Source organism: Streptomyces sp. NPDC052299 (assembly GCF_040679335.1).
In the GTDB taxonomy this organism is placed as follows: Bacteria; Actinomycetota; Actinomycetes; order Streptomycetales; family Streptomycetaceae; genus Streptomyces.
On record NZ_JBFAUP010000024.1, the window covers coordinates 33,635 to 53,368 of the forward strand.

The window sequence follows — 19,734 nt, forward strand, 5'->3', positions numbered from 1 at the left end:
CACAAACTAGCCGCAGGGTGGTGCGGTCCGGCAACGCGGGTGAACGGGTACGGGCCGGTACGCGGCGCGGGCTGCCCCGGCCGGAACCGGGGCAGCCGTCGAGGCGGGCGGGTCAGCGGGTCAGCAGGGGCCCAGGTCCTGCCAGACGCCCCATTCGCCGGTGGAGCCGGGCGTCTCGTTCTGGGTCCACCACTTGGCCTTCCAGGTGTGTCCCCCGTACGAGACCGTGGCGCCGCCGGTGTAGACGGCGCTGCTGCTCCACGCGGCGGCGGTGCAGGTGCCGGTGGGGGGCGGCGTGGTCGGCGGAGTGGTGGTGGGCGGGGTGACGCCCGCGAACCTCACCGAGTACTTCGCGAAGTCCCAGTCGGCCTGCGCCACGCTGCTGCACGTGCCGGACGTCTTGCCGTTGTTGTCGGGCGGGGTGCACTGGCGGTCGCGGTTGAGGGACCAGAAGGTGAAGCGGTCCATGTGGTGGCTGGTGGCGAAGTCCAGGACGGTCTGGAAGTCGGCCTGGGTGAAGTACTCGCCGGTGTCGCTCCGGCCGTTCATGCCGGAGAAGCCCTCGTGGGCGTACGCGGTGGCTTCGTCCCAGCCGAAGGTGGTGCGCAGGATGGAGTTGAAGTTGGTCAGGGCGCCGGTCTGGGCGGCGGCGCCGTTGAAGCCGCCGTCGAACGGCATGATGGAGAAGTTGTTCGGCGTGAAGCCCTGCGCCTTCGCCTCGTTGAGCATCTGCTTCCCGAACCAGCCGGTGCCGTCGGCGGTGGCCGCCGTGGTGACCGAGACGTAGAGGCCGGGGTTGTTCTGCTGGAGGATCTTGGCCGCGCCGATCTCGCGGGCGATGGCGGCCGTGTTCTCGTACTCCGGCTCCTCCAGGTCGAAGTCGATGGCCTTCAGCTGGTACTTGGTGATGACCTGCTGGTACGCGGCGGCGGTGGAGGCCGCGTCGGAACAGGTCTGGCCGAGCTTCGTTCCCCCGTAGCCGCCGATGGAGACCGACACGTCGCCGCCCTTGGCGCGGATCGCGCTGATGACGGAGGCGACCGCGGTGTCCGAGGAGACCGGCGACGTTCCGTCCCAGGTGGGGCTGCAGCCGCCGCCGTTGGGAGCCAGGATGAAGGCCAGCTGGAACGCCTTGAGGCCGGTGGCGTCCATGATGGCGCCCGCGTCCGGCGGGTTGTTGTCGTGCGGCATCAGGTAGGGCGCGGCGGCGTACCACCGGTTCGACAGCGCGGTGGCGTCGGCGGACGCACCCGATGCCTGCTGCGCGGCGAAGGCCGCGAGTCCTGCGGTGGCCAGGGCGGCGGTGGCCACGCCGGAGAGCAGAGCGCGAAGACGTCTCATGGAGGCTCCTGTCGGGAGAAGGTGCCGCCAGAATCGAAGGATGACGCATTCACGTCAATGTGCTGGCCTAGACCATTGCGCATTCTTGAAGTTCCCACCGGGTCCCTGCCTGCCGCGTGACCGATATCAGAACATGCCCCGTCCGCATTACGGGTCTCTCGGCTAGGGTGTCGCGCGTGTCCTTCCCTCTCGCCTTCCGTCATCTCGTGGACGACGCCGCGGTCTTCCCGCCCGGCCTGGCTCCACTGCCGCGTGCCGTGACCGAGCACGCCGGGCATCTCGCGTCAGGCCACGCCGAGCTCGTGGGCCCGTTCGTGATCGGCGCCGACCGGCTCGGCGAACTGGCCGGGCAGGCCGGGCCGGACCTCTTCCCCGACGGCCTGCGCGTGAGCGTGGTGGCCGGGCCGGCCGCGCTCCCGGAGGTCCTGACCGCGTTCGCGGGAACCGACCGGCTGGGGCCGGCGGCCATCGAGTTCAAGCCGGACCCCGCCCGGCCGCTCGGGCCGCAGATCGAGGAGCTGGCCGCGCTCGGCTTCCCCGGCACGGTGTACGTGGAGGTGCCGCGTCCCGGCACGCCGTCCTGGGAGCAGGCCCTCGCACTGGTGGTACGACACGGCTTCCGGCTGAAGTTCCGCACCGGCGGGACCGAGGCGGCGGCGTTCCCGGACGAGGACGAGGTGGCGGCGTGGATCCACGAGGCCGTCGCCTCGGGCGCCGCCTTCAAGTGCACGGCCGGGCTGCACCACGCGGTCCGGCACACCGCGGCCGCCACCGGTTTCGAGCACCACGGCTATCTCAACGTGCTCCTGGCGGCGGCCCGGGCCCGCGCCGGAGCCCCCCTGTCCGGTGTCCGTGCGGCCCTCGCCGAACGCGACCCGGAGGCGCTGGCGCGTGCGGTGACCGCACTCCCGGCCGGCGGGGCCGCCGCCGCGCGGGAGGCGTTCGTCTCGTACGGGTCGTGCAGCGTGCTCGAACCGCTGGAAGACCTCACCGCCCTGGGCCTGCTCGGCCCCGCGACCGACAACGATTCCGAAGGACCCCACGCATGAGCACCCACCCCGTCACCTGGGCCGAGGCCGCGGCCGGCAGCGCGTACGACGTCGACAACCTCCCGTACGCCGTCTTCTCGACCGCGGACACCTCCCCGCGCATCGGCGTCCGCATCGGCGACCACGTCCTGGACCTGGGCGCCGCGGCCACCGGCCTGCGCCCCGACTGGGCGCCGCTGCTCGACGCGCCCGCGCTCAACCCGCTGATGGCCGCCGGTGCGACGGTCTGGGGGCGGGTCCGGGCCTGGGCGACCGAACTGCTCACCGACACCGCGTACCGCGACCGCGTCCGCCTCGTGCCGCTGGCCGAGGTCACCCTGCACCTGCCGTTCGAGGTCGGGGACTACGTCGACTACTACGCGTCCGTGGACCACGCCACGAACGTCGGGCGGATCTTCCGGCCCGACGGGGACGCCCTGATGCCCAACTGGCGCCACCTGCCGGTCGCTTACCACGGGCGCGCGGGCTCCGTCATCGTCTCGGGCACCCCGGTGCACCGCCCCGCCGGACAGCGCAAGGCGCCCACCGACCCCGCACCCACATTCGGCCCGTCGCTGCGCCTGGACATCGAGGCCGAACTCGGCTTCGTCGTCGGCCGCACGGTCCCGCTCGGGCAGCGGGTCGCGACCTCCGAGTTCACCGAGACCGTGTTCGGCGTCACCGGAGTCAACGACTGGTCCTCGCGCGACATCCAGGCATGGGAGTACGTGCCGCTGGGCCCCAACCTCGGCAAGTCCTTCGCCACCAGCATCAGCGCCTGGGTCACCCCGCTCGCCGCTCTCGAACACGCCCGCACCGACCTGCCCGGCCAGAACCCCGCCGTACTGCCCTACCTGCGCGAGGAAGGCCCGTCGGGCTACGACATCGACGTGGAGGTCGAGGTCAACGGCACGGTGGTGGCGCGCCCGCCGTACGCGTCCATGTACTGGTCACCCGCGCAGATGCTGGCCCACCTCACGGTCAACGGCGCCTCCCTGCGGGTCGGGGACTTCTACGCGTCGGGCACCATCTCCGGCCCCGAGAAGCACCAGCGCGGCTCGTTCCTCGAACTGTCCTGGGGCGGCAAGGAGACCTGGACCGCGGGCGGTGAGGAGCGCACGTTCCTGGAGGACGGCGACGAGGTCGTCCTGCGCTACTCGGCTCCGGGCGCGCGGGGGCGCATCGGCCTGGGCGAGGTCCGTGGCAGGATCCTCCCCACCATCCGGCCGCTCCCCGAAGAGGTGGAATGACACCGCCGAACGACTCCGAGAGCGGCGGCTCGCAGACCCTGGAGCGCGGACTCGCCCTCCTGGTCGAGCTGAGCCGCCACCCGGAGGGGCTGTCGACCAGCCAGGTGTCGGCCGCGACCGGGTTCCACCGCTCCATCGCGCACCGGCTGCTCGTCTCGCTCCACCGGACGGGCTTCGCCGCGCGCGACGACAGCGGCCGCTACACCGTGGGCCCGGCCGTGACCGGCCTCCTCGGCGGCACCGGACCCAGCCTGCGGACCGTCGCGGAGCCCGTGCTGCACCGCCTCGCCCGCCGCCTGGACGCCACCGCGAGCCTGGTCGAGGCCATCGGCACCGCCGCCGTCACCACGGTGGTGGCCGAACCGCCGACGGACGGCCCCCTGTTCTGGTACCGCAAGGGCAGCCGCGACCCCCTGGACCACGGCTCCGGCGGCCTGGCCGCGCTGGCCTCCGGCCCCCCGCGCGCCGCCGAACCGCCCCGCGTCCAGGCGATCCGCGAGACCGGCTGCGTCATCACCCACAGCGAGGTCAACATCGGCGCCCACGGCATCGCGGCCCCCCTGCCGGGCTGGCCGGTCCGGGCCGCGATCAACGTGGTCACCTCCGACCCCGACCTCGCCGAACGAGCTGTCCCCCACGTCCTGGAAGCCGCCGCCGCGATCGGCACCCTGCGCGACCACCTCGGCGAGGGGTGAGCGCGGCGCCCCGTCAGGCGGCGCGGCGGGCGTGGGCGCCGGGGCGCCGGGCCGGAGCGGACCTGTTGCGGCGCTCCAGTACGGACCAGCAGGCGACGGCGCCCGTGAGCGCGGGGGCCGCGACGCAGACGGCGGGCGCCGCCTCCGCCATCGAGCACACCGCCCACACGACCCCGGCGGCGAGGCCCGCCCCGGCGGCCTCGCGCAGTTCCCGGCCACCGCGCCGGAGAGCGGAGGCCCCGACCCCGGTGGCCTCGACGCGCAGGCGCCTGATCAGCGCGACGAGCAGGAAGGCCGTCCCCAGCAGCGCGAGGACATGGGCGGGCTCCTCGTAGGCCCCGGCGATCGTCGCCAGGAGCAGCCCGAACAGCGCACCACCGGCCCACGGGTACCACCGGGGGGCGCGGAACGCCTGTGTGTTCTCCGGCGGCGGAGCGTCTTGGGACATGAGCCTCTGTCTTTCGGGCCGGACGACTGATGCAGAGCGCCAGCTTGACATGCCGCCCATTCGGGACGGAACGCCCCCTGCCGCCGGGGCGCGGAAGGGCCGGTGCCGGCTCCTCCCGAAGCCCGCACCGGCCCGTCGCGGCCGCCCGCCTCCCGCTCGCCGGGCGGCCGCCCCTCAGCAGCCGATCGGCTCGGAGCCGACCGCCACGTCGTCGAACCACAGGGTGTCGTCGCCGACCCCGTAGCTCTCCCAGCCGAGCCGCAGGGCGGTGGGCCGGGGCGGGGTGGTCCGCGAGAGCCACTGGTCGTCCACGTCACGCGTGGGGACGCCGTCGGCGTGCAGGCCGGGCACCTGCTCGTCGCCCAGCCAGGTGTCGAGCCCCGGAGCCGTGGTGTCGACGGCGAACCGCAGGCACTGCCAGCTGCCCGTCGGCAGGGGCCTGCTCAGCCCCACCCCGGTCGGACTCTGCGCCGGGAGCGTCGCGTCGTCGGTCTCCCGGTTCCACTGGAGCGCCCCGTTCTGCCCGCCGATCCGCAGCGCCTTGCCGCCCTGGGAGCTGTCGGGCATCGACACGAAGGCGACGTGCGCGGCCGGGAGCACCGTGGTGTGCCGCACCCACATGCGCACGTACAGCACGGGACCCACGTTCGAGAGGTCCGCGGTGGAGGCCACGAAGGCGTGGTTGCAGTACCCCGCCTTCCCGTCCAGCCGCAGCGAGCGCGTGCCGCTGTGCGCGGTCGCCGTGTCCACGGCCGCCGTCCCGGTGCCCTGGCAGTCGGGCGCGGTGAACCGCCAGTTCCCGGCGGGTGCCGAACCGGTCTGGTCCTCGAAGTCGTCGCAGACGACCGCGTCGCCGCACTCGGCGGAGGGCGGTGTGGTGGGCGGCGGCGTCGTCGGGGGCGGAGTGGTCGGGGGCGTGGTGTCATCGCCCCCGCAGGAGACGCCGTTGAGCGCGAAGTCGGTGGGCGCGGGGCCGCCCGACTGCGAGGTCCCCTGCACCCCGAAGGAGACGGTGCCGCCCTCGGCCACCGCGCCGTTCCACGCCGTGCTGACCGCGGTCACGGCGTGGCCGGTCTGCGTGACGGTGGCGTTCCAGCCGGAGGTGACCTGCTGGTCTCCGTCGTACGTCCAGGTCAGCTGCCAGTCGCTGAGCGCCGGGCCCTCGTTGGTGACACTGACCTCGGCGGTGTAGCCGCCGGTCCACTCGTTGGCGGTGTAGTCGACCTGGCACCCGGGCGCGGACTCCGCCGCCGCGGCCGGTCCCCCGTCGGGCATGGCGACGAGGAGCGACAGGGCCAGCGCGACGACGGAGCCGGCCGCCGTCCAGGTTCTGCGCGGTAAGCGGCGGGGGTGGATGGTCATGGTGCGCCTCCTCGGGGCGTGGGGAAGAAATGTGGGAGCGCTCCCATGTATGACAGCGGCTTGACGAGACACTGTCAATACAATGGCGGACGGAGACTTCCGAGGGTCCGAAAGTTTCGCCACACGATCTCCCGCGAGGACGCCACCTTGGCCCGTCACGCATTCGCGACCTGCCGACGCACAGCACCCCGTGCCCGCTGAAGTGCACCTTTTCCTCCGAACCGGGTGCCGCATCGGACCGACGCTTTCGAAATACTTGCCGAAACTATTGACAGTCACCCGACGGGACCAAAAACTCCGTGCTCAGGCCCGGCCGTACCGCCCGTGCGGCCGGAACTCCCTGAACCTGGAGGACAGTTCATGCGTCTCCGATTCCACCGCCGCCCGGCCGCCCTGGCGGCGGGGCTCGTGCTCGCCGCGGCGAGTTCGCTGGGTCTTACCGCCACGGCCGCCGCCCCGGCCCAGGCCGCCGCCTGCAACGGATACGTGGGCCTGACGTTCGACGACGGCCCGTCCAACGACCACACCCCCGCCCTGCTCAACGCCCTCAAGCAGAACGGCCTGCGGGCGACCATGTTCAACGAGGGGCAGTTCGCCGCCGCGTACCCGGCGCAGGTGAAGGCCCAGGTCGACGCGGGCATGTGGGTAGGCAACCACAGCTACACCCACCCCCACCTCACCCAGCAGAGCCAGGCGCAGATCGACTCGGAGCTCTCCCGGACCCAGCAGGCCATCGCGGCCGCGGGCGGCGGCACACCGAAGCTGTTCCGGCCGCCGTACGGGGAGACCAACGCCACGCTCAAGACCGTCGAGGCCAAGTACGGGCTCACGGAGGTGATCTGGGACGTCGACTCGCAGGACTGGAACGGAGCGAGCACCGACGCCATCGTCCAAGCCGTGTCGCGCCTCTCCAGCGGCCAGGTCATCCTGATGCACGAGTGGCCCGCCAACACCCTGGCCGCCATTCCGCGCATCGCCCAGTCGCTCGCCTCCCGAGGCCTGTGCTCCGGCATGATCTCGCCGCAGACCGGGCGGGCCGTCGCCCCCGACGGCAGCAGCGGCGGAGGCGACGGCGGGAACACCGGCGGCTGCACGGCCACCCTGTCCGCGGGCCAGAGCTGGGGCGACCGCTACAACCTCAACGTCGCGGTCTCCGGCTCCAGCAACTGGACCGTGACGATGAACGTGCCGTCGCCGGAGAAGATCCTCTCCACCTGGAACATCAGCGCCAGTTACCCCAGCGCCCAGGTGCTCACCGCCAAACCCAACGGCAGCGGCAACAACTTCGGCGTGACCATCCAGACCAACGGCAACTGGACCTGGCCCACGGTCTCCTGCAGCGCGGGCTGAACCGCCCGTCCCCCATGGTGAAGCGCCCCGCACCCGTGTGCGGGGCGCTTCGCCGTGCCCCCGGAACGGGGTGAGCTGCCGGAAACCAGTCGTTCACCCCGCCGTGGACTCCGGTGAAACAACCGGTTCCTAGCGTCTCCGCCCATGGATGCGACGCTGGATACGACGCTGTATACGCCCCCGGACACGGCGCCGGGCGCGGAGCCCGTGCCCTCGCTCCGCGAGACGGTGTACGGGCAGTTGCGCGCGGCCGTGCTCGACGGCGGGTTCGGGCCGCGCGAACGGCTGGCCGAGACGCGGCTCGCCGCGCGCTTCCGCGTTTCGCGGACCCCGGTGCGCGAGGCCCTGGCCCGCCTGCTCGCGGACGGCCTGATCGAACGCGGGGACGGCGGCTTCTTCGTCACGATCCCCAACCTGGCCCAGCTGCGCGACCTCTACGAACTGCGCGTCACCCTGGAACTGCGCGGCATCGCCCGCGCCATCGAGGACCCGTCCGTGCGGCACGACCCGGCCGTGCTCCAGGCCGAACTGGACCGCTGGTACGCCATGCGCGAGCGGCCCCCGGCCCCCGATCCCCGCTTCGTCGTCCAGGACGAGCGCTTCCACGCCGAGCTCTCCCGCGCCGCCGGGAACCCCGCCCTGACGGACGCCCTCGTGGCCGTCGGCGAGCGCATCCGCCGGGTCCGGATGTACGACTTCCTCACCCCGGACCGGATCGGGACGACGGTCACCGAGCACATCGAGATCATGGAGGCCGTCCGCGACGGACGCCTCGACGACGGCCACCGCGCCCTGCACGCCCATGTCGGCGACTCCATGGCCGTCGTCCTCGAACGGGCCCGGCGCGCCATGACGCAGATGGCCCTGCACGCCGACCGCCTCTGAAACCCCGGCGGCCGACGACGTCCGCCCCGTCCTCAGCACGGCCTTCCCTCCGTACACCGCTCTCCGAAGGGCTGCCCATGAGTACGACCGAGTCACGTGCGACGTCCACACCACCGACCGCCCCCACCAAGAGCCGGGCGACGAGCGAGACCCTGGAGGACTACACCCTCCGGTTCGCGCCCAGGAGTTACCGCCGCTGGACCCCCGCGGTCGTGGCCACCACCGCCCTGGGCGGGATCGCCTACATGGCCGACTTCTCGATCGGCGCGGGCATCGGCCTGGCCCACGGCACCGGGAACGCGCTGCTGGCCATCGCGGTCGCCGCGGTCGTCATCTTCGCCACCGGCTTCCCGCTGGCCTACTACGGCGCCCGGTACAACCTCGACCTGGACCTGATCACCCGGGGCTCCGGCTTCGGCTACTACGGCTCGGTCCTCACGAGTGTCATCTTCGCCAGCTTCACCTTCATCTTCTTCGCCCTCGAAGGCTCGATCATGGCGCAGGGCCTGGAACTGGGCCTCGGACTGCCGCTCTGGCTCGGCTATCTGGTCTCCACGCTGATGGTCATCCCGCTGGTGATCTACGGTATGTCGGCGCTCAGCAAGCTCCAGGTGTGGACGACGCCGGTCTGGCTGCTGCTCATGGTCGGCCCCCTGGTCTATCTGGTCGCCACCGACCCCGGCACCGTCGACCGGTTCCTCTCGTACGCCGGAACCGACGGCAAGGGGGGCATCGACACCGCGTCCGTGCTCCTCGGTGCGGGGGTGTGCCTCTCGCTCATCGCGCAGATCGGCGAGCAGATCGACTACCTGCGCTTCATGCCGCCGAAGACCGAGGCGAACAAGCGCACCTGGTGGGCCGCCGTGGTCATGGCCGGACCCGGATGGGTGGTGCTCGGCGCGCTCAAGCAGGCCATCGGGGTGTTCCTCGCCGTGTACATCATCGCGAAGGTGGGAGCCACCGCCGCGCCCGAGCCGATCCAGCAGTTCCGGGGCGCCTTCGACGCGATGATGCCGTCCTGGCTGGTCGTCCCGCTGGCCGTGGTCCTGGTGGTCATCAGCCAGATCAAGATCAACGTCACCAACGCGTACTCCGGCTCGCTCGCCTGGACCAACTCCTTCACCCGGGTCACCCGGCACTACCCCGGCCGGCTGGTCTTCGTGCTGGTCAACCTCGGCTTCGCGCTCGCGCTGATGGAGGCCGACATGTTCAGCTTCCTCAACGACATCCTCGGCTTCTACTCCAACTGCGCCATCGCCTGGATCGTCACCGTCGCCACCGACATCGGCGTCAACAAGTACCTGCTGCGGATCTCACCGCTCCGGCCGGAGTTCCGCCGGGGCATGCTGTACGCGGTCAACCCCGTCGGCGTGGTCGCGTTCACCGCCGCCTCCGGCCTGTCGATCGCGATGTACTTCCACGCGCTGGGCGACACCCTCCAGCCGTACTCCCCCGTCGCCGCCGCCGTCATCGCCTTCGTGCTGACGCCCCTGGTCGCCTTTGTCACCAAGGGCCGCTACTACCTGCGCCGCACCGACGACGGCCTGGACGAGCCGATGCTCGACGCGGACGGCAACCCGAGCGCGGTGACCTACGACTGCCACGTCTGCCACCAGTCGTACGAACGCCCCGACCTCGCCGCCTGCGCCACCCATGACGCGGTCGTCTGCTCGCTCTGCCTGAGCACCGACGGCGTGGGTGACCACGTGCTGCCCGCACAGCCTCCGCTCGCCTGAACCCCGGCCCCGTACCCAGGAGTTGCCGTCATGTTCGACACCCTGCTCATCGCCAACCGCGGCGAGATCGCCTGCCGGGTCATCCGCAGCGCCGAAGCCCTCGGCCTGCGCACGGTGGCCGTGTACTCCGACGCCGACCGCACCGCCCCGCACGTCCGCCTCGCCGACGAGGCCGTGCGCCTCGGCCCCGCCCCCGCCGCCGAGAGCTATCTGCGCGCGGACGCGGTCCTGGAGGCCGCCCTCGCCACCGGGGCCGGGGCGGTCCATCCCGGCTACGGCTTCCTGTCCGAGAACACGGCGTTCGCCGCCTCCGTGGAGAAGGCGGGCCTCGCGTTCGTCGGCCCCACGCCCGCCCAGCTGGAGGTGTTCGGCGCCAAGCACACCGCACGGGCCGCGGCGCTCGCGGCGGGCGTGCCGCTGCTGCCCGGCAGCGGGCTCCTCGCCGACGAGGAGGAGGCCCTGCGCGCGGCGGAGCGGACCGGCTATCCGGTGATGCTCAAGGCGACCGGCGGCGGAGGCGGCATCGGCATGCAGGCGTGTGCCGGGCCCGCGGAGCTGCGGGACGCCTTCGCCCGGGTGTCCCGGCTGGCCCGTGGCAGCTTCGCCGACGGCGGGGTCTTCCTGGAGCGCTACGTGGAGCGCGCCCGCCACGTCGAGGTACAGGTCTTCGGGGACGGCGCCGGGTCCGTCGTGGTGCTCGGCGACCGCGACTGCTCCCTCCAGCGCCGCAACCAGAAGGTGCTGGAAGAGGCCCCGGCCCCGGACCTGCCGCCCGGCCTGCGCTCCGTACTCCACACCGCCGCCCGCGAGTTGTGCGCCTCGGTGGACTACCGGTCGGCCGGGACCGTGGAGTTCGTCTACGACCCGGTGCGCGAGGAGGCGTACTTCCTGGAGGTCAACACCCGCCTCCAGGTGGAGCATCCGGTGACCGAGGAGATCCACGGCATCGACCTCGTCGCCTGGATGCTGCGCCTCGCGCGCGGCGAGAGCGGGTTCCTGACGGAGCCGCCCGCCCGGGGCCACGCGGTCGAGGCGCGGATCTACGCCGAGGACCCGGCCCGGGACCACCGGCCCAGCTCGGGCCTGCTGACCCGGGTCGGATTCCCGCAGGGCGTACGGGTGGACGGCTGGGCGGAGACCGGGCAGCACGTCTCCTCGGCGTACGACCCGATGCTCGCCAAGGTCGTCGCGACCGGGGACACCCGGGCGGAGGCGTTCGCCCGGCTGGCCGAGGCCCTGGACGGGACGGTGGTGGACGGGGTGGAGACCAACCTGGGGCTGCTGCGCGCCGCCTGCCGCGAACCGGTCGTGCTCGACGCCCGGCACACCACGGCGACCCTGGCCGGTCTGCGCGATCCGCGCCCCCGCATCGACGTGGAACGCGGCGGTGCCCAGACCACGGTGCAGGACTGGCCGGGGCGCACCGGCCACTGGGAGGTCGGCATACCGCCCGGCGGCCCGATGGACGACCTCTCGTTCCGCCTCGGCAACAGGGCGGTCGGCAACCCGGAGGGCGCCCCCGGCCTGGAGTGCACGCTGGAGGGCCCGGCGCTGCGCTTCTCCGCGCCGGCCACCGTCTGCGTCACCGGGGCCCCCGCCGCGGTCACCGTGGACGGCCGCCCGGCCTCCATGTGGGAGCCGGTCGAGCTCGCCGCCGGTCAGCTGCTGGACGTCGGCACCGCACGGGGCCCGGGGATGCGCACCTACGTCCTGGTGCGTGGCGGCCTCGACGTCCCCGCCTACCTGGGCAGCGCGGCCACCTTCACCCTGGGGGGCTTCGGCGGCCACGCGGGCCGCGCCCTGCGCACCGGTGACGTGCTGCGGCCCGACCGGCCCGGGGCAGCTGCGCCGGCGCCCGCCCCCGTCCCGGCCGCCTCGCGCCCGCACTTCGCCGCGCACTGGCGCATCGCGGTCAGCGAAGGGCCGCACGCCGCCCCGGACTTCCTCACCCGGGAGGGCATCGCGACGGTGTACGGGACGCACTGGAAGGTCTCCGCTCAGTCGGCGCGCACCGGGGTGCGTCTCGTCGGGCCCCGCCCCGAGTGGGCCCGTCCGGACGGCGGCGAGGCCGGGCTGCATCCGTCCAACGTGCACGACACCGCGTACTCCGTCGGCGCGGTCAACCTCACCGGGGACACCCCGGCGATCCTGGGCCCCGACGGGCCGAGCCTGGGCGGTTTCGCCTGCCCGGTCACCGTGGTGCGCGGCGAGCGGTGGAAGACGGGCCAGTTGCGCCCGGGCGACACCGTCCAGTTCGTGCCCGTCACCGAGCAGACCGCCGACGCCCTGCGCCGGACCCCGGCGCTCCTCACGCTCCCGGCCCCCGGGGGCCCGGACGGCGACGACGGCGTGCTCGGCCGCCGCCCCGCCGACGGCACGGCCCCGGAGGTCACCTACCGGCGGGGCGCCGACGACAACATCCTGGTCGAGTACGGCCCCATGACCCTCGACCTGGGCCTGCGGATGCGCGTCCACGCCCTCGCGGAGCACGTACGAGCGCTCGCGCCGCGCGGTCTCGTGGACGTCACTCCGGGCGTGCGCTCGCTGCATCTGCACACCGATCCGGACGTGCTGCCGCTGCGCACCCTGCTCGGTCTGCTGCGGGAGGCCGAGGACCTGTTGCCGGCCACCGCCGATCTGCGGGTGCCCAGCCGGGAGGTCCACCTTCCGCTGTCCTGGGACGACCCGACCGTGGCGGAGGCCATCGACCGCTACGCGGCCTCGGTGCGCGGGGACGCCCCCTGGAATCCGTCCAACATCGAGTTCATCCGCCGTATCAACGGCCTGGACAGCGTCGAGGAGGTACGCCGTACGGTCTTCGCCGCCCGCTATCTCGTCCTCGGGCTCGGCGACGTCTATCTCGGCGCCCCGGCCGCCACCCCGCTCGACCCCCGCCACCGCCTGGTGACCACCAAGTACAACCCGGCGCGCACCTGGACGGCGGAGGCCGGTGTGGGCATCGGGGGCTCCTACCTGTGCGTCTACGGGATGGAGAGTCCCGGCGGCTATCAGCTCATCGGCCGGACGGTCCCGGTGTGGGGCGGTCTGCGCCCGCCGCGCTCCTTCGCCGACGGCACGCCGTGGCTGCTGCGGTTCTTCGACCGGATCGTGTGGCATCCCGTCGATCCGGCCGAACTCCTGGACATCCGGGGGGACCTCGCCGCCGGGCGCACCGCTCTCGACATCCGTCCGGGGGTCTTCTCGCTCGCGGAGCACGAGGCGTTCCTGCGGGAGAACGCGGCGGACATCGCCGCCTTCCGCGACCGCCAGTCCGCCGCCTTCGAGACCGAGCGGCGGGCCTGGGAAGCGGCGGGCGAGTTCGCCCCGCGCGCGGAACCGGAGCCGGCCGCCGAAGTCACGGCCCCGCTCGCCCTCCCACCGGGCTCGGGCCTGGTCGAGGCCCCGCTGAGCTCCACCGTGTGGAAGGTGGAGGCCGGGCCCGGCACCCGAGTCGAGCCGGGACAGGCACTTCTGGTCCTGGAAGCCATGAAGATGGAGGTCGTGGTGCGCGCCCACGCGCAGGGCGTCGTCACCGACGTCCTCGTCACCCCCGGACAGCAGATCGACGCCGGCACGCCGCTGGCCGTCGTCGCACGAGAGGAAGCAGCGTGACCCAGAGCTGCGTCGCACGCGTCACCACCGCCTACCGCCGCATCGCCGAGACCGGCCGGCCGGAGGTGTGGATCCACCTGCGGCCGGAGGAGGAAGTCCTGGCGGAGGCCGCCGCCCTGGACGCCCGGCCGGCCACCGGGAAGCCGCTGCCGCTGGCGGGCGTCCTGCTCGCGGTGAAGGACAACATCGACGTGGCGGACCTGCCCACGACGGCCGGCTGCCCCGCTTTCGCCTACGTCCCGGACGCGTCCGCGACAGCCGTACAGCGGCTGCTGGACGCGGGCGCGCTCCTGCTGGGCAAGACCAATCTGGACCAGTTCGCCACCGGCCTGGTCGGGACGCGGAGCCCGTACGGTGCCGTGCGCAACGCCCTGCGCCCCGAGAAGATCTCCGGCGGATCCAGTTCCGGTTCGGCGGTCGCCGTGGCCCTCGGCATCGTGGACATCGCGCTCGGCACCGACACGGCGGGCTCGGGCCGCGTCCCCGCCGCCCTCAACGGCATCGTCGGCATCAAGCCCACGCTGGGGATCGTGCCCACCACCGGTGTGCTCCCCGCCGCCCGCCCCTACGACGCGGTCACGGTGTTCGCCCGCACCCTCACCGAGGCCCAGACGGCCATGGGCGTCATGACGGGACCGGACAGGGGCGACCCGCGTGGCCGGATCTGGCCCGACGACGTCCGCCTCTCCGCCCCGGCCCGGCCCCGGATCGCGGTGCCCCGGGACGAAGACCTCGCCCCGCTGTCGCCCGGGGGGCGCGCCGCGTTCGCGGCGGCCGTCAAGCAGGTGGAGGCGGTCGGCGCCACGACCGCCGTGGTCGACGTGTCACCGCTGCTGGAGGCAGCCCGGCTGCTCTACGACGGGGCGCTGGTCGCCGAACGCTACGCGGCCGTCGGCGATTTCCTCGCGGAGGGTCCTTCGGCGGTGGACCCCACGGTCGCCGGGATCATTCTCGCCGCCGCCACTCTGCCCGCCCACGCGCTGGCCGCCGACCAGGAACGGCTGGACCGGTACCGGGTGCGAGCGGCGAGGCTTCTGTCCGGCTACGACGCGCTGCTGCTGCCGACGACCACCGGGCATCCGGACATCGCCGAGGTGCTGGCCGATCCGGTGGGGGTCAACTCCAGGATGGGCACCTACACCAACTTCGTGAACCTCCTCGACATGGCGGCCGTCGCGGTCCCGGCCGGGGAAGCGGACGGCAGCCCGTTCGGGGTCAGCGTCATCACCCGCGCCTTCGAGGACCAGCCGGCCATCGACATCGCCGCCCTGCTCACCGGGGAACAGCGACCACACCCCCTGCCGGACGTGGGCATCGCCCTCGCCGTGTTCGGCGCCCACCTGACCGGACAGCCGCTCAACCATCAGCTCACCGACTCCGGTGCGCGATACGCGGGTGAAGTGACCACCGCCGCGTCCTACCGGCTCACGGCGCTCGCGACGACCCCGCCCAAACCGGGCCTCGTCCGTGCGGGGCCGGAAGCCGGGGCCGCGATCGCGGGTGAGCGCTGGCTCCTGTCGCCCGGCGCCCTCGGGCGCTTCCTCGCGGCGCTGCCGGCGCCCATGTCGCTGGGGCGCGTCGAACTCGACGACGGCAGCTGGGTCCTCGGCTTCCAGTGCGACCCGCTCGCCGCGGCGGGCGGCACCGACATCACGGAGCACCGCGGCTGGCGCGCCTACCTGGAGGCGGTGAACGCCTGAGGGGACGGGCGGCCGCCGCCACCCGGCGTACACCGAGTGGCGCGCCCGGTCCCGCGCCCCGATGCTGTTCCGGCGCCGCCCGTACACCCGCACCGAGAGGCTCGACATGCCCGTGGACGAACCCCCTCCCGCGGGCGGCACACGCGCGCGTCTGGAACTCCAGGCGATCCGGGCGCTGCTGGACGCCCAGCGCCGGCGCGTCACCCGGTACGCCGAGCGGTACGGGCCCCCCGCGCCCGACGCCGTGCCCCGGGCCCCGGAATCCGTCGTGGATCACCCGCCCACCGGTCAGGAGGTGCTCGACGCCCTCCCGGTGGCGGCCCTGCTGCTGGCCCCGGTGTTCGGCGAGGACGGCGAGGTCCGGGACGTCGTCCTCCTCGCCCGCAACGCCACCGCCCGCGCCGACGCCGACTCCCGGTTTCCCGGCGAGGCACTGCCCCCGTGGACCGGGCCGGTGTCGCTGTTCGAACGGGTCCCCTCGCTGGCCGCCACGGCCATCCCGCGCATGCTGGCCGACGCGCACCGCACGGGCGTGCCGCAGCAGAGCGACACGGTGGAGTGGCTGGTGAACGCGCGCACGGGGCCGGTGCGGGTCAGCGCGGAGGTCCGGATCGCGCCCTGCGGCCACCACTTCCTGCTCACCTGGGAACCGGGCGGCCGCCTCAGCATGGCCGCGGCGGCCCAGCAGCTGGTGCGCACGTGCTGGGCGGAGTGGAATCTCGCCGACGACGGCATCCAGCCGTCCCGGGGGTTCCGCCAGGTGCTGGGTCTGCCGGAGCACGTCCCGGTGCCCAGCCTGTCCGACCTGGCCGCCGCCACCACACCGGACTGCCTGTCCACGCTGTACCAGACGTTGTACGACGTCCTCCTGCGCAAGCGCGTCACCCAGTGCGAGCTGCGCTTCCGTGGCAGCGAGCGCATTTTCCGCATGGTCGCCGAGCCCGTGCGCATCGTGCCCGGCGGCCTGGTGTGGGCCCTGCGGGCGGTCCTGACCGACGTCACCACGGACCGGCGCAGGCGGGAGGCGACACAGCGGGCCGAGCGCCACGCGCGCCGCGAGCACGAGCGCGCCGAAGCGGTCGCGGAGATCGCCGGTGTCCTGCGCGACGCCGTGCTGCCGCACTTCCAGGACGAGCTGGACAGCTACGGCCTGGAGGCGGCGGCCGTCTACCGCCCCGACGCGCCCGGGGCCGGGGTCGGCGGCGACTGGTACAAGGCCCGCGGGCTGCCCGACGGGCGGCTGCTGCTCGCGTTGGGCGATGCCCGGGGCCACGGCCTGGACGCGGTCACCCTGATGGCCAAGCTACGTTACGCGCTCGCGGGGCTCGCGTACACCTCGGAGTCCGTGGAGCGGCTGACGGAGTGGCTCAACGAGGTGGCCTGCGCGGACGCCCGGGAATCCACCGCCACCGCGATCGTCGCCCGCTACCACCCCGAGCGCGCCCTGCTCCGCTGGACCTGCGCCGGGCATCCGCGCCCGGTGCTGCTGCGCGACGGGCGCGCCGCTCAGCTGCCGGCGCCCGCCGGAGGGCCCGGGCTCACCCTGGGCGTGCTGCCGGGGACCTCGTACCAGGCCAGCGAGACGAAGTTGGAGCGGGGCGACATCGTCCTGATGTACTCGGACGGACTGACCGAGCGCCGTCCGGCCGACCCCGACCAGGACGCGCTCCGTTTCCTCCGCGCGGCCGAGAGCTGCTTCCGGGAGTCCGCGCCGAACCCCGGCAACGCCAGGCTCCAGGACTACGTCGAACGGCTCGTGGCCCGCATGGACGGCCACCACCGCACCGACGACGCGACGCTCCTGGCCCTGCGCCGGCCGTGACCGGCGCAGACGGTGTCAGTGGGCTCCCGTAGTGTTCCGGCCATCACTCACCGCCTGGAAGGACCAAGAGAGTTGACTGGCCTGTCCGCCTTTCCGCTGCCGTTCCACACCTCCCGCGCCGGCGGTTCCGCGCAGCCCCGCACCCTGCGCGAGCTGGAGATGATCGCGTGCAGCGCGACCCTTCGGGCGAAGCCGGGGTGGTTCGAGAAGATGCACGACGCGGCGATATCCGCCAAGTGGACGCGGGAGGCGATCGACCAGGGCCTCACCGAGGCGCAGGTGCGCCACGTGCTGGCCGAGCTCGCGCACTACGCACGGCTGCGGGACGCCCGGACCGGCATCGAGGTCTCGGCCGTCGACGGGGTCTGGCAGTCGGACACGCTGATCGAGCCGGAGCTGCGGTCGCGGCTGCGTGAGGCGGTACGGGTGCTGGAGGAGGTCCCCGAGGAGGAGAAGGACTGGCATCCGGGGTCGGACGGCCAGGTCCTCGACCTGGTGCATCCCTCGTTGTTCTGCCTGGTGCGGGACGTGAGCGGCGGCCCGGAGCGGGCCTGGGAGAACCCGGCGAACCGCTACTCGAAGTACGAGTTCTCGGAACGGTTCCAGTGGCTGCCCACGGACGTCGACGTCAGCGCGGACGGCGAGGCCGTCTTCCGTTCGTACGTGAACAACGTCCACCCCGAGGACCACCGGGAGCTGGCCGCCGTCCTCCCGGAGCTGTTCACCCGGATGCTCCCGCTGTGGGAGAACGTGCTCACCGATCTGCGCCGTCCGCGGGCCCTGCGGATCGAGGCCGACCCGTACGGGTGGTACGACTCGGAGCCGGACTATCCGGACGAGGACGACTTCAGCGACACGGAGGCTTACGAAGAGGCGGTCATGGCGCACGAACGGGCCCTGGACGACTGGTACCGGGATCGTCGTCCGGTCGTCCCGGACGCCCCGGAGTTCACCGCGCCCGAGCCGGCCGACGAGGCCGACCGGGTCTCCCTGAGCGGCCGTCGGCTCCAGGTCATCGCCAAGCTGGCGACCATCCACCTGACGCCGGAGAAGCCCGAGTACGCCCGAGGTTCCTGGCACGTCGAGGGGATGCTGAACGAGCGGATCGTGTCGACCGGCATCTACTACTGGGACAGCGAGAACATCACGGAGAGCCGGCTGGCCTTCCGGACCGCGGTCGACGATCCGGACTACGAGCAGAGCGACCACACCGGCGTGCGTGAGGTGTACGGCCTGGAGAGCGAGGGCGCGCTGAACCAGGTGCTGGGCTCGGCCTCGACCCCGGCCGGACGCTGTCTGGCGTTCCCCAACATGCTCCAGCACCGGGTCGGTTCGTTCCGCCTCGCGGACCCGGGCCGCGCCGGGTACCGGAAGATCCTGGCGTTCTTCCTGGTGGACCCGTCGGAGACGATCGTCTCGACCTCCGACGTGGAGCCGCAGCAGCCCTGGGCCGCGACCTCGACCATGACCCTGGACGAGGCGAAGGCGTACCGCGAGGAGCTCATGCGGGAGCGCAAGTTCTTCGTGGACGAGCACAACGAGCAGCTGTTCGAGCGGGAGTTCTCCCTCTGCGAGCACTGAGCACGTTCGTCGGCTCGCCCCCGGGCAGGGGCGGGCCGGCGGACGCGGTGGGACGGCCGGAGGTCAGCGCAGTCCGGCGAAGAGGTCGTTCTCGGGGAGGGGGGCGTCGGTGGTGTCCCTGACGCGCACGAAGGGTTCGACGCCCATCAGCTCGCCGAACCGCTCCTTGCCCATCTTGAGGAAGAAGATGTTCTCGCCCTGGCTGGCGTGCGCGGCCAGGGAGTCGAACTTCTGGCCGCTGAACGCGGTGGTGTCGACCCAGGTGGTGATCTCGTCGTCGGGCAGGCCGATCTCCGCCATCGCGGCGGCCTCCTCGGGGTCGGGCTCCGGCAGGTCCTCGCCGAACTCGCGCATCATCTCCCCGAAGCGCTGCATCATCGAGCGCGGGGCCGTCGTCCAGTAGACCTTCGGCGTCAGGTCGGTCAGCTCCAGCGCTGCCATCGTGATCCGGTTGGCCTGGATGTGGTCGGGGTGACCGTAGAAGCCGTTCTCGTCATAGGTGACGACCACATCGGGCCGGTAGTGGCGCATCAGCTCGGCGAGCCGGGCGGCGCCCTCCTCGACGGGCGTCCCCCAGAAGGAGCCGGGGGCGTCGTTGGCCGGCCAGCCCATCATCCCGGAGTCGGCGTAGTCGAGGGTCTCCAGATCGCTGATCTTGAGCACCTCGCAACTGGCCTCCAGCTCCCGGCGGCGCATCGCGGCGACGGCCGCAGGATCGTGCTTGGGATCGCCCGGCTTCACGCCTCCCGGTCCGTCACCGCAACCGCCGTCGGTACAGGTCACCAGCACCGTGCGCATGCCTTCCGCCGCGTACCGGGCGAGCACGCCCCCGGTCCCGGTGGCCTCGTCGTCGGGGTGGGCGTGCACGGCCATAAGGGTCAGCGGCCGGTCAGTCATCACAGTCCTCCAGCGGAAGCGAGCATG

14 protein-coding genes are annotated in these 19,734 nt (G+C 73.0%); 10 read left to right on the plus strand and 4 right to left on the minus strand.

Annotation, left to right across the window (positions count from 1 at the left end):
- Nucleotides 1-120 precede the first annotated feature (120 nt).
- Nucleotides 121-1,341: a chitinase gene (locus AB0L33_RS30675; RefSeq protein WP_365686607.1), complete on the minus strand. Its 1,221-nt coding sequence runs from the start codon at nt 1,339-1,341 to the stop codon at nt 121-123.
- A 176-nt stretch (nt 1,342-1,517) separates the two neighbouring features.
- Between AB0L33_RS30675 and AB0L33_RS30680 the strand changes: the two genes are divergently transcribed.
- The 3 genes from AB0L33_RS30680 to AB0L33_RS30690 are packed head-to-tail and all read left to right on the plus strand — an operon-like array spanning nt 1,518 to nt 4,314.
- Complete coding sequence (locus AB0L33_RS30680) at nt 1,518-2,390, plus strand: hypothetical protein (RefSeq protein WP_365686608.1); 873 nt, start codon at nt 1,518-1,520, stop codon at nt 2,388-2,390.
- A complete protein-coding gene (gene fahA / locus AB0L33_RS30685; protein WP_365686610.1) occupies nt 2,387-3,619 on the plus strand; it encodes a fumarylacetoacetase in 1,233 nt (410 codons plus the stop codon). Before AB0L33_RS30680 ends, fahA begins: the two co-directional genes overlap by 4 nt.
- A complete protein-coding gene (locus tag AB0L33_RS30690; RefSeq protein ID WP_365686612.1) occupies nt 3,616-4,314 on the plus strand; it encodes a helix-turn-helix domain-containing protein in 699 nt (232 codons plus the stop codon). The genes fahA and AB0L33_RS30690 overlap by 4 nt, the downstream gene beginning before the upstream one ends.
- A gap of 13 nt (nt 4,315-4,327) precedes the next feature.
- Here AB0L33_RS30690 and AB0L33_RS30695 read toward each other — a convergent pair whose 3' ends face one another.
- Both AB0L33_RS30695 and AB0L33_RS30700 read right to left on the minus strand, forming a co-directional pair.
- Nucleotides 4,328-4,762, minus strand: coding sequence for a hypothetical protein (locus tag AB0L33_RS30695; protein ID WP_365686613.1), 435 nt, complete (start codon nt 4,760-4,762; stop codon nt 4,328-4,330).
- 174 nt (nt 4,763-4,936) lie between these two features.
- A complete protein-coding gene (locus AB0L33_RS30700; RefSeq protein ID WP_365686615.1) occupies nt 4,937-6,124 on the minus strand; it encodes a cellulose-binding domain-containing protein in 1,188 nt (395 codons plus the stop codon).
- Between the two features lie 360 nt (nt 6,125-6,484).
- On the opposite strand from AB0L33_RS30700, the gene AB0L33_RS30705 reads away from it, so the two are divergent.
- From AB0L33_RS30705 to AB0L33_RS30735, 7 genes are all read left to right on the plus strand, one after another.
- Nucleotides 6,485-7,474, plus strand: a complete 990-nt coding sequence (locus AB0L33_RS30705) for a polysaccharide deacetylase family protein (RefSeq protein ID WP_365686617.1) — start codon at nt 6,485-6,487, stop codon at nt 7,472-7,474.
- Nucleotides 7,475-7,618: 144 nt separating this feature from the next.
- Nucleotides 7,619-8,359, plus strand: coding sequence for a GntR family transcriptional regulator (locus AB0L33_RS30710; protein ID WP_365686619.1), 741 nt, complete (start codon nt 7,619-7,621; stop codon nt 8,357-8,359).
- A 77-nt stretch (nt 8,360-8,436) separates the two neighbouring features.
- Nucleotides 8,437-10,095, plus strand: a complete 1,659-nt coding sequence (locus tag AB0L33_RS30715) for an allantoin permease (protein ID WP_365686621.1) — start codon at nt 8,437-8,439, stop codon at nt 10,093-10,095.
- A gap of 30 nt (nt 10,096-10,125) precedes the next feature.
- On the plus strand, nt 10,126-13,707 hold the full coding sequence (gene uca, locus AB0L33_RS30720) for an urea carboxylase (RefSeq protein WP_365686622.1): 3,582 nt from the start codon (nt 10,126-10,128) through the stop codon (nt 13,705-13,707).
- The gene (gene atzF / locus AB0L33_RS30725; protein WP_365686623.1) at nt 13,704-15,407 is read left to right on the plus strand and encodes an allophanate hydrolase; all 1,704 of its coding nucleotides are present in this window, start codon (nt 13,704-13,706) and stop codon (nt 15,405-15,407) included. The genes uca and atzF overlap by 4 nt, the downstream gene beginning before the upstream one ends.
- Before the next feature lie 106 nt (nt 15,408-15,513).
- Nucleotides 15,514-17,229: a PP2C family protein-serine/threonine phosphatase gene (locus AB0L33_RS30730; protein WP_365686680.1), complete on the plus strand. Its 1,716-nt coding sequence runs from the start codon at nt 15,514-15,516 to the stop codon at nt 17,227-17,229.
- Nucleotides 17,230-17,301: 72 nt separating this feature from the next.
- Nucleotides 17,302-18,810 (plus strand): DUF4246 domain-containing protein, encoded by a 1,509-nt coding sequence (locus AB0L33_RS30735; protein WP_365686625.1) that lies wholly within the window; start codon nt 17,302-17,304, stop codon nt 18,808-18,810.
- Between the two features lie 63 nt (nt 18,811-18,873).
- Here the strand turns inward: AB0L33_RS30735 and AB0L33_RS30740 are convergent, their stop codons facing one another.
- Nucleotides 18,874-19,707: a PIG-L family deacetylase gene (locus tag AB0L33_RS30740; RefSeq protein ID WP_365686627.1), complete on the minus strand. Its 834-nt coding sequence runs from the start codon at nt 19,705-19,707 to the stop codon at nt 18,874-18,876.
- Nucleotides 19,708-19,734 lie beyond the last annotated feature (27 nt).

Bases quoted from the DNA above. Each gene is read 5' to 3' on its own strand.
- AB0L33_RS30675 (WP_365686607.1), bottom strand. From the start codon at position 1,341: ATGAGACGTCTTCGCGCTCTGCTCTCCGGCGTGGCCACCGCCGCCCTG.
- fahA (WP_365686610.1), top strand. From the start codon at position 2,387: ATGAGCACCCACCCCGTCACCTGGGCCGAGGCCGCGGCCGGCAGCGCG.
- AB0L33_RS30690 (WP_365686612.1), top strand. From the start codon at position 3,616: ATGACACCGCCGAACGACTCCGAGAGCGGCGGCTCGCAGACCCTGGAG.
- AB0L33_RS30695 (WP_365686613.1), bottom strand. From the start codon at position 4,762: ATGTCCCAAGACGCTCCGCCGCCGGAGAACACACAGGCGTTCCGCGCC.
- AB0L33_RS30700 (WP_365686615.1), bottom strand. From the start codon at position 6,124: ATGACCATCCACCCCCGCCGCTTACCGCGCAGAACCTGGACGGCGGCC.
- AB0L33_RS30705 (WP_365686617.1), top strand. From the start codon at position 6,485: ATGCGTCTCCGATTCCACCGCCGCCCGGCCGCCCTGGCGGCGGGGCTC.
- AB0L33_RS30710 (WP_365686619.1), top strand. From the start codon at position 7,619: ATGGATGCGACGCTGGATACGACGCTGTATACGCCCCCGGACACGGCG.
- AB0L33_RS30715 (WP_365686621.1), top strand. From the start codon at position 8,437: ATGAGTACGACCGAGTCACGTGCGACGTCCACACCACCGACCGCCCCC.
- uca (WP_365686622.1), top strand. From the start codon at position 10,126: ATGTTCGACACCCTGCTCATCGCCAACCGCGGCGAGATCGCCTGCCGG.
- AB0L33_RS30730 (WP_365686680.1), top strand. From the start codon at position 15,514: ATGCCCGTGGACGAACCCCCTCCCGCGGGCGGCACACGCGCGCGTCTG.
- AB0L33_RS30740 (WP_365686627.1), bottom strand. From the start codon at position 19,707: ATGACTGACCGGCCGCTGACCCTTATGGCCGTGCACGCCCACCCCGAC.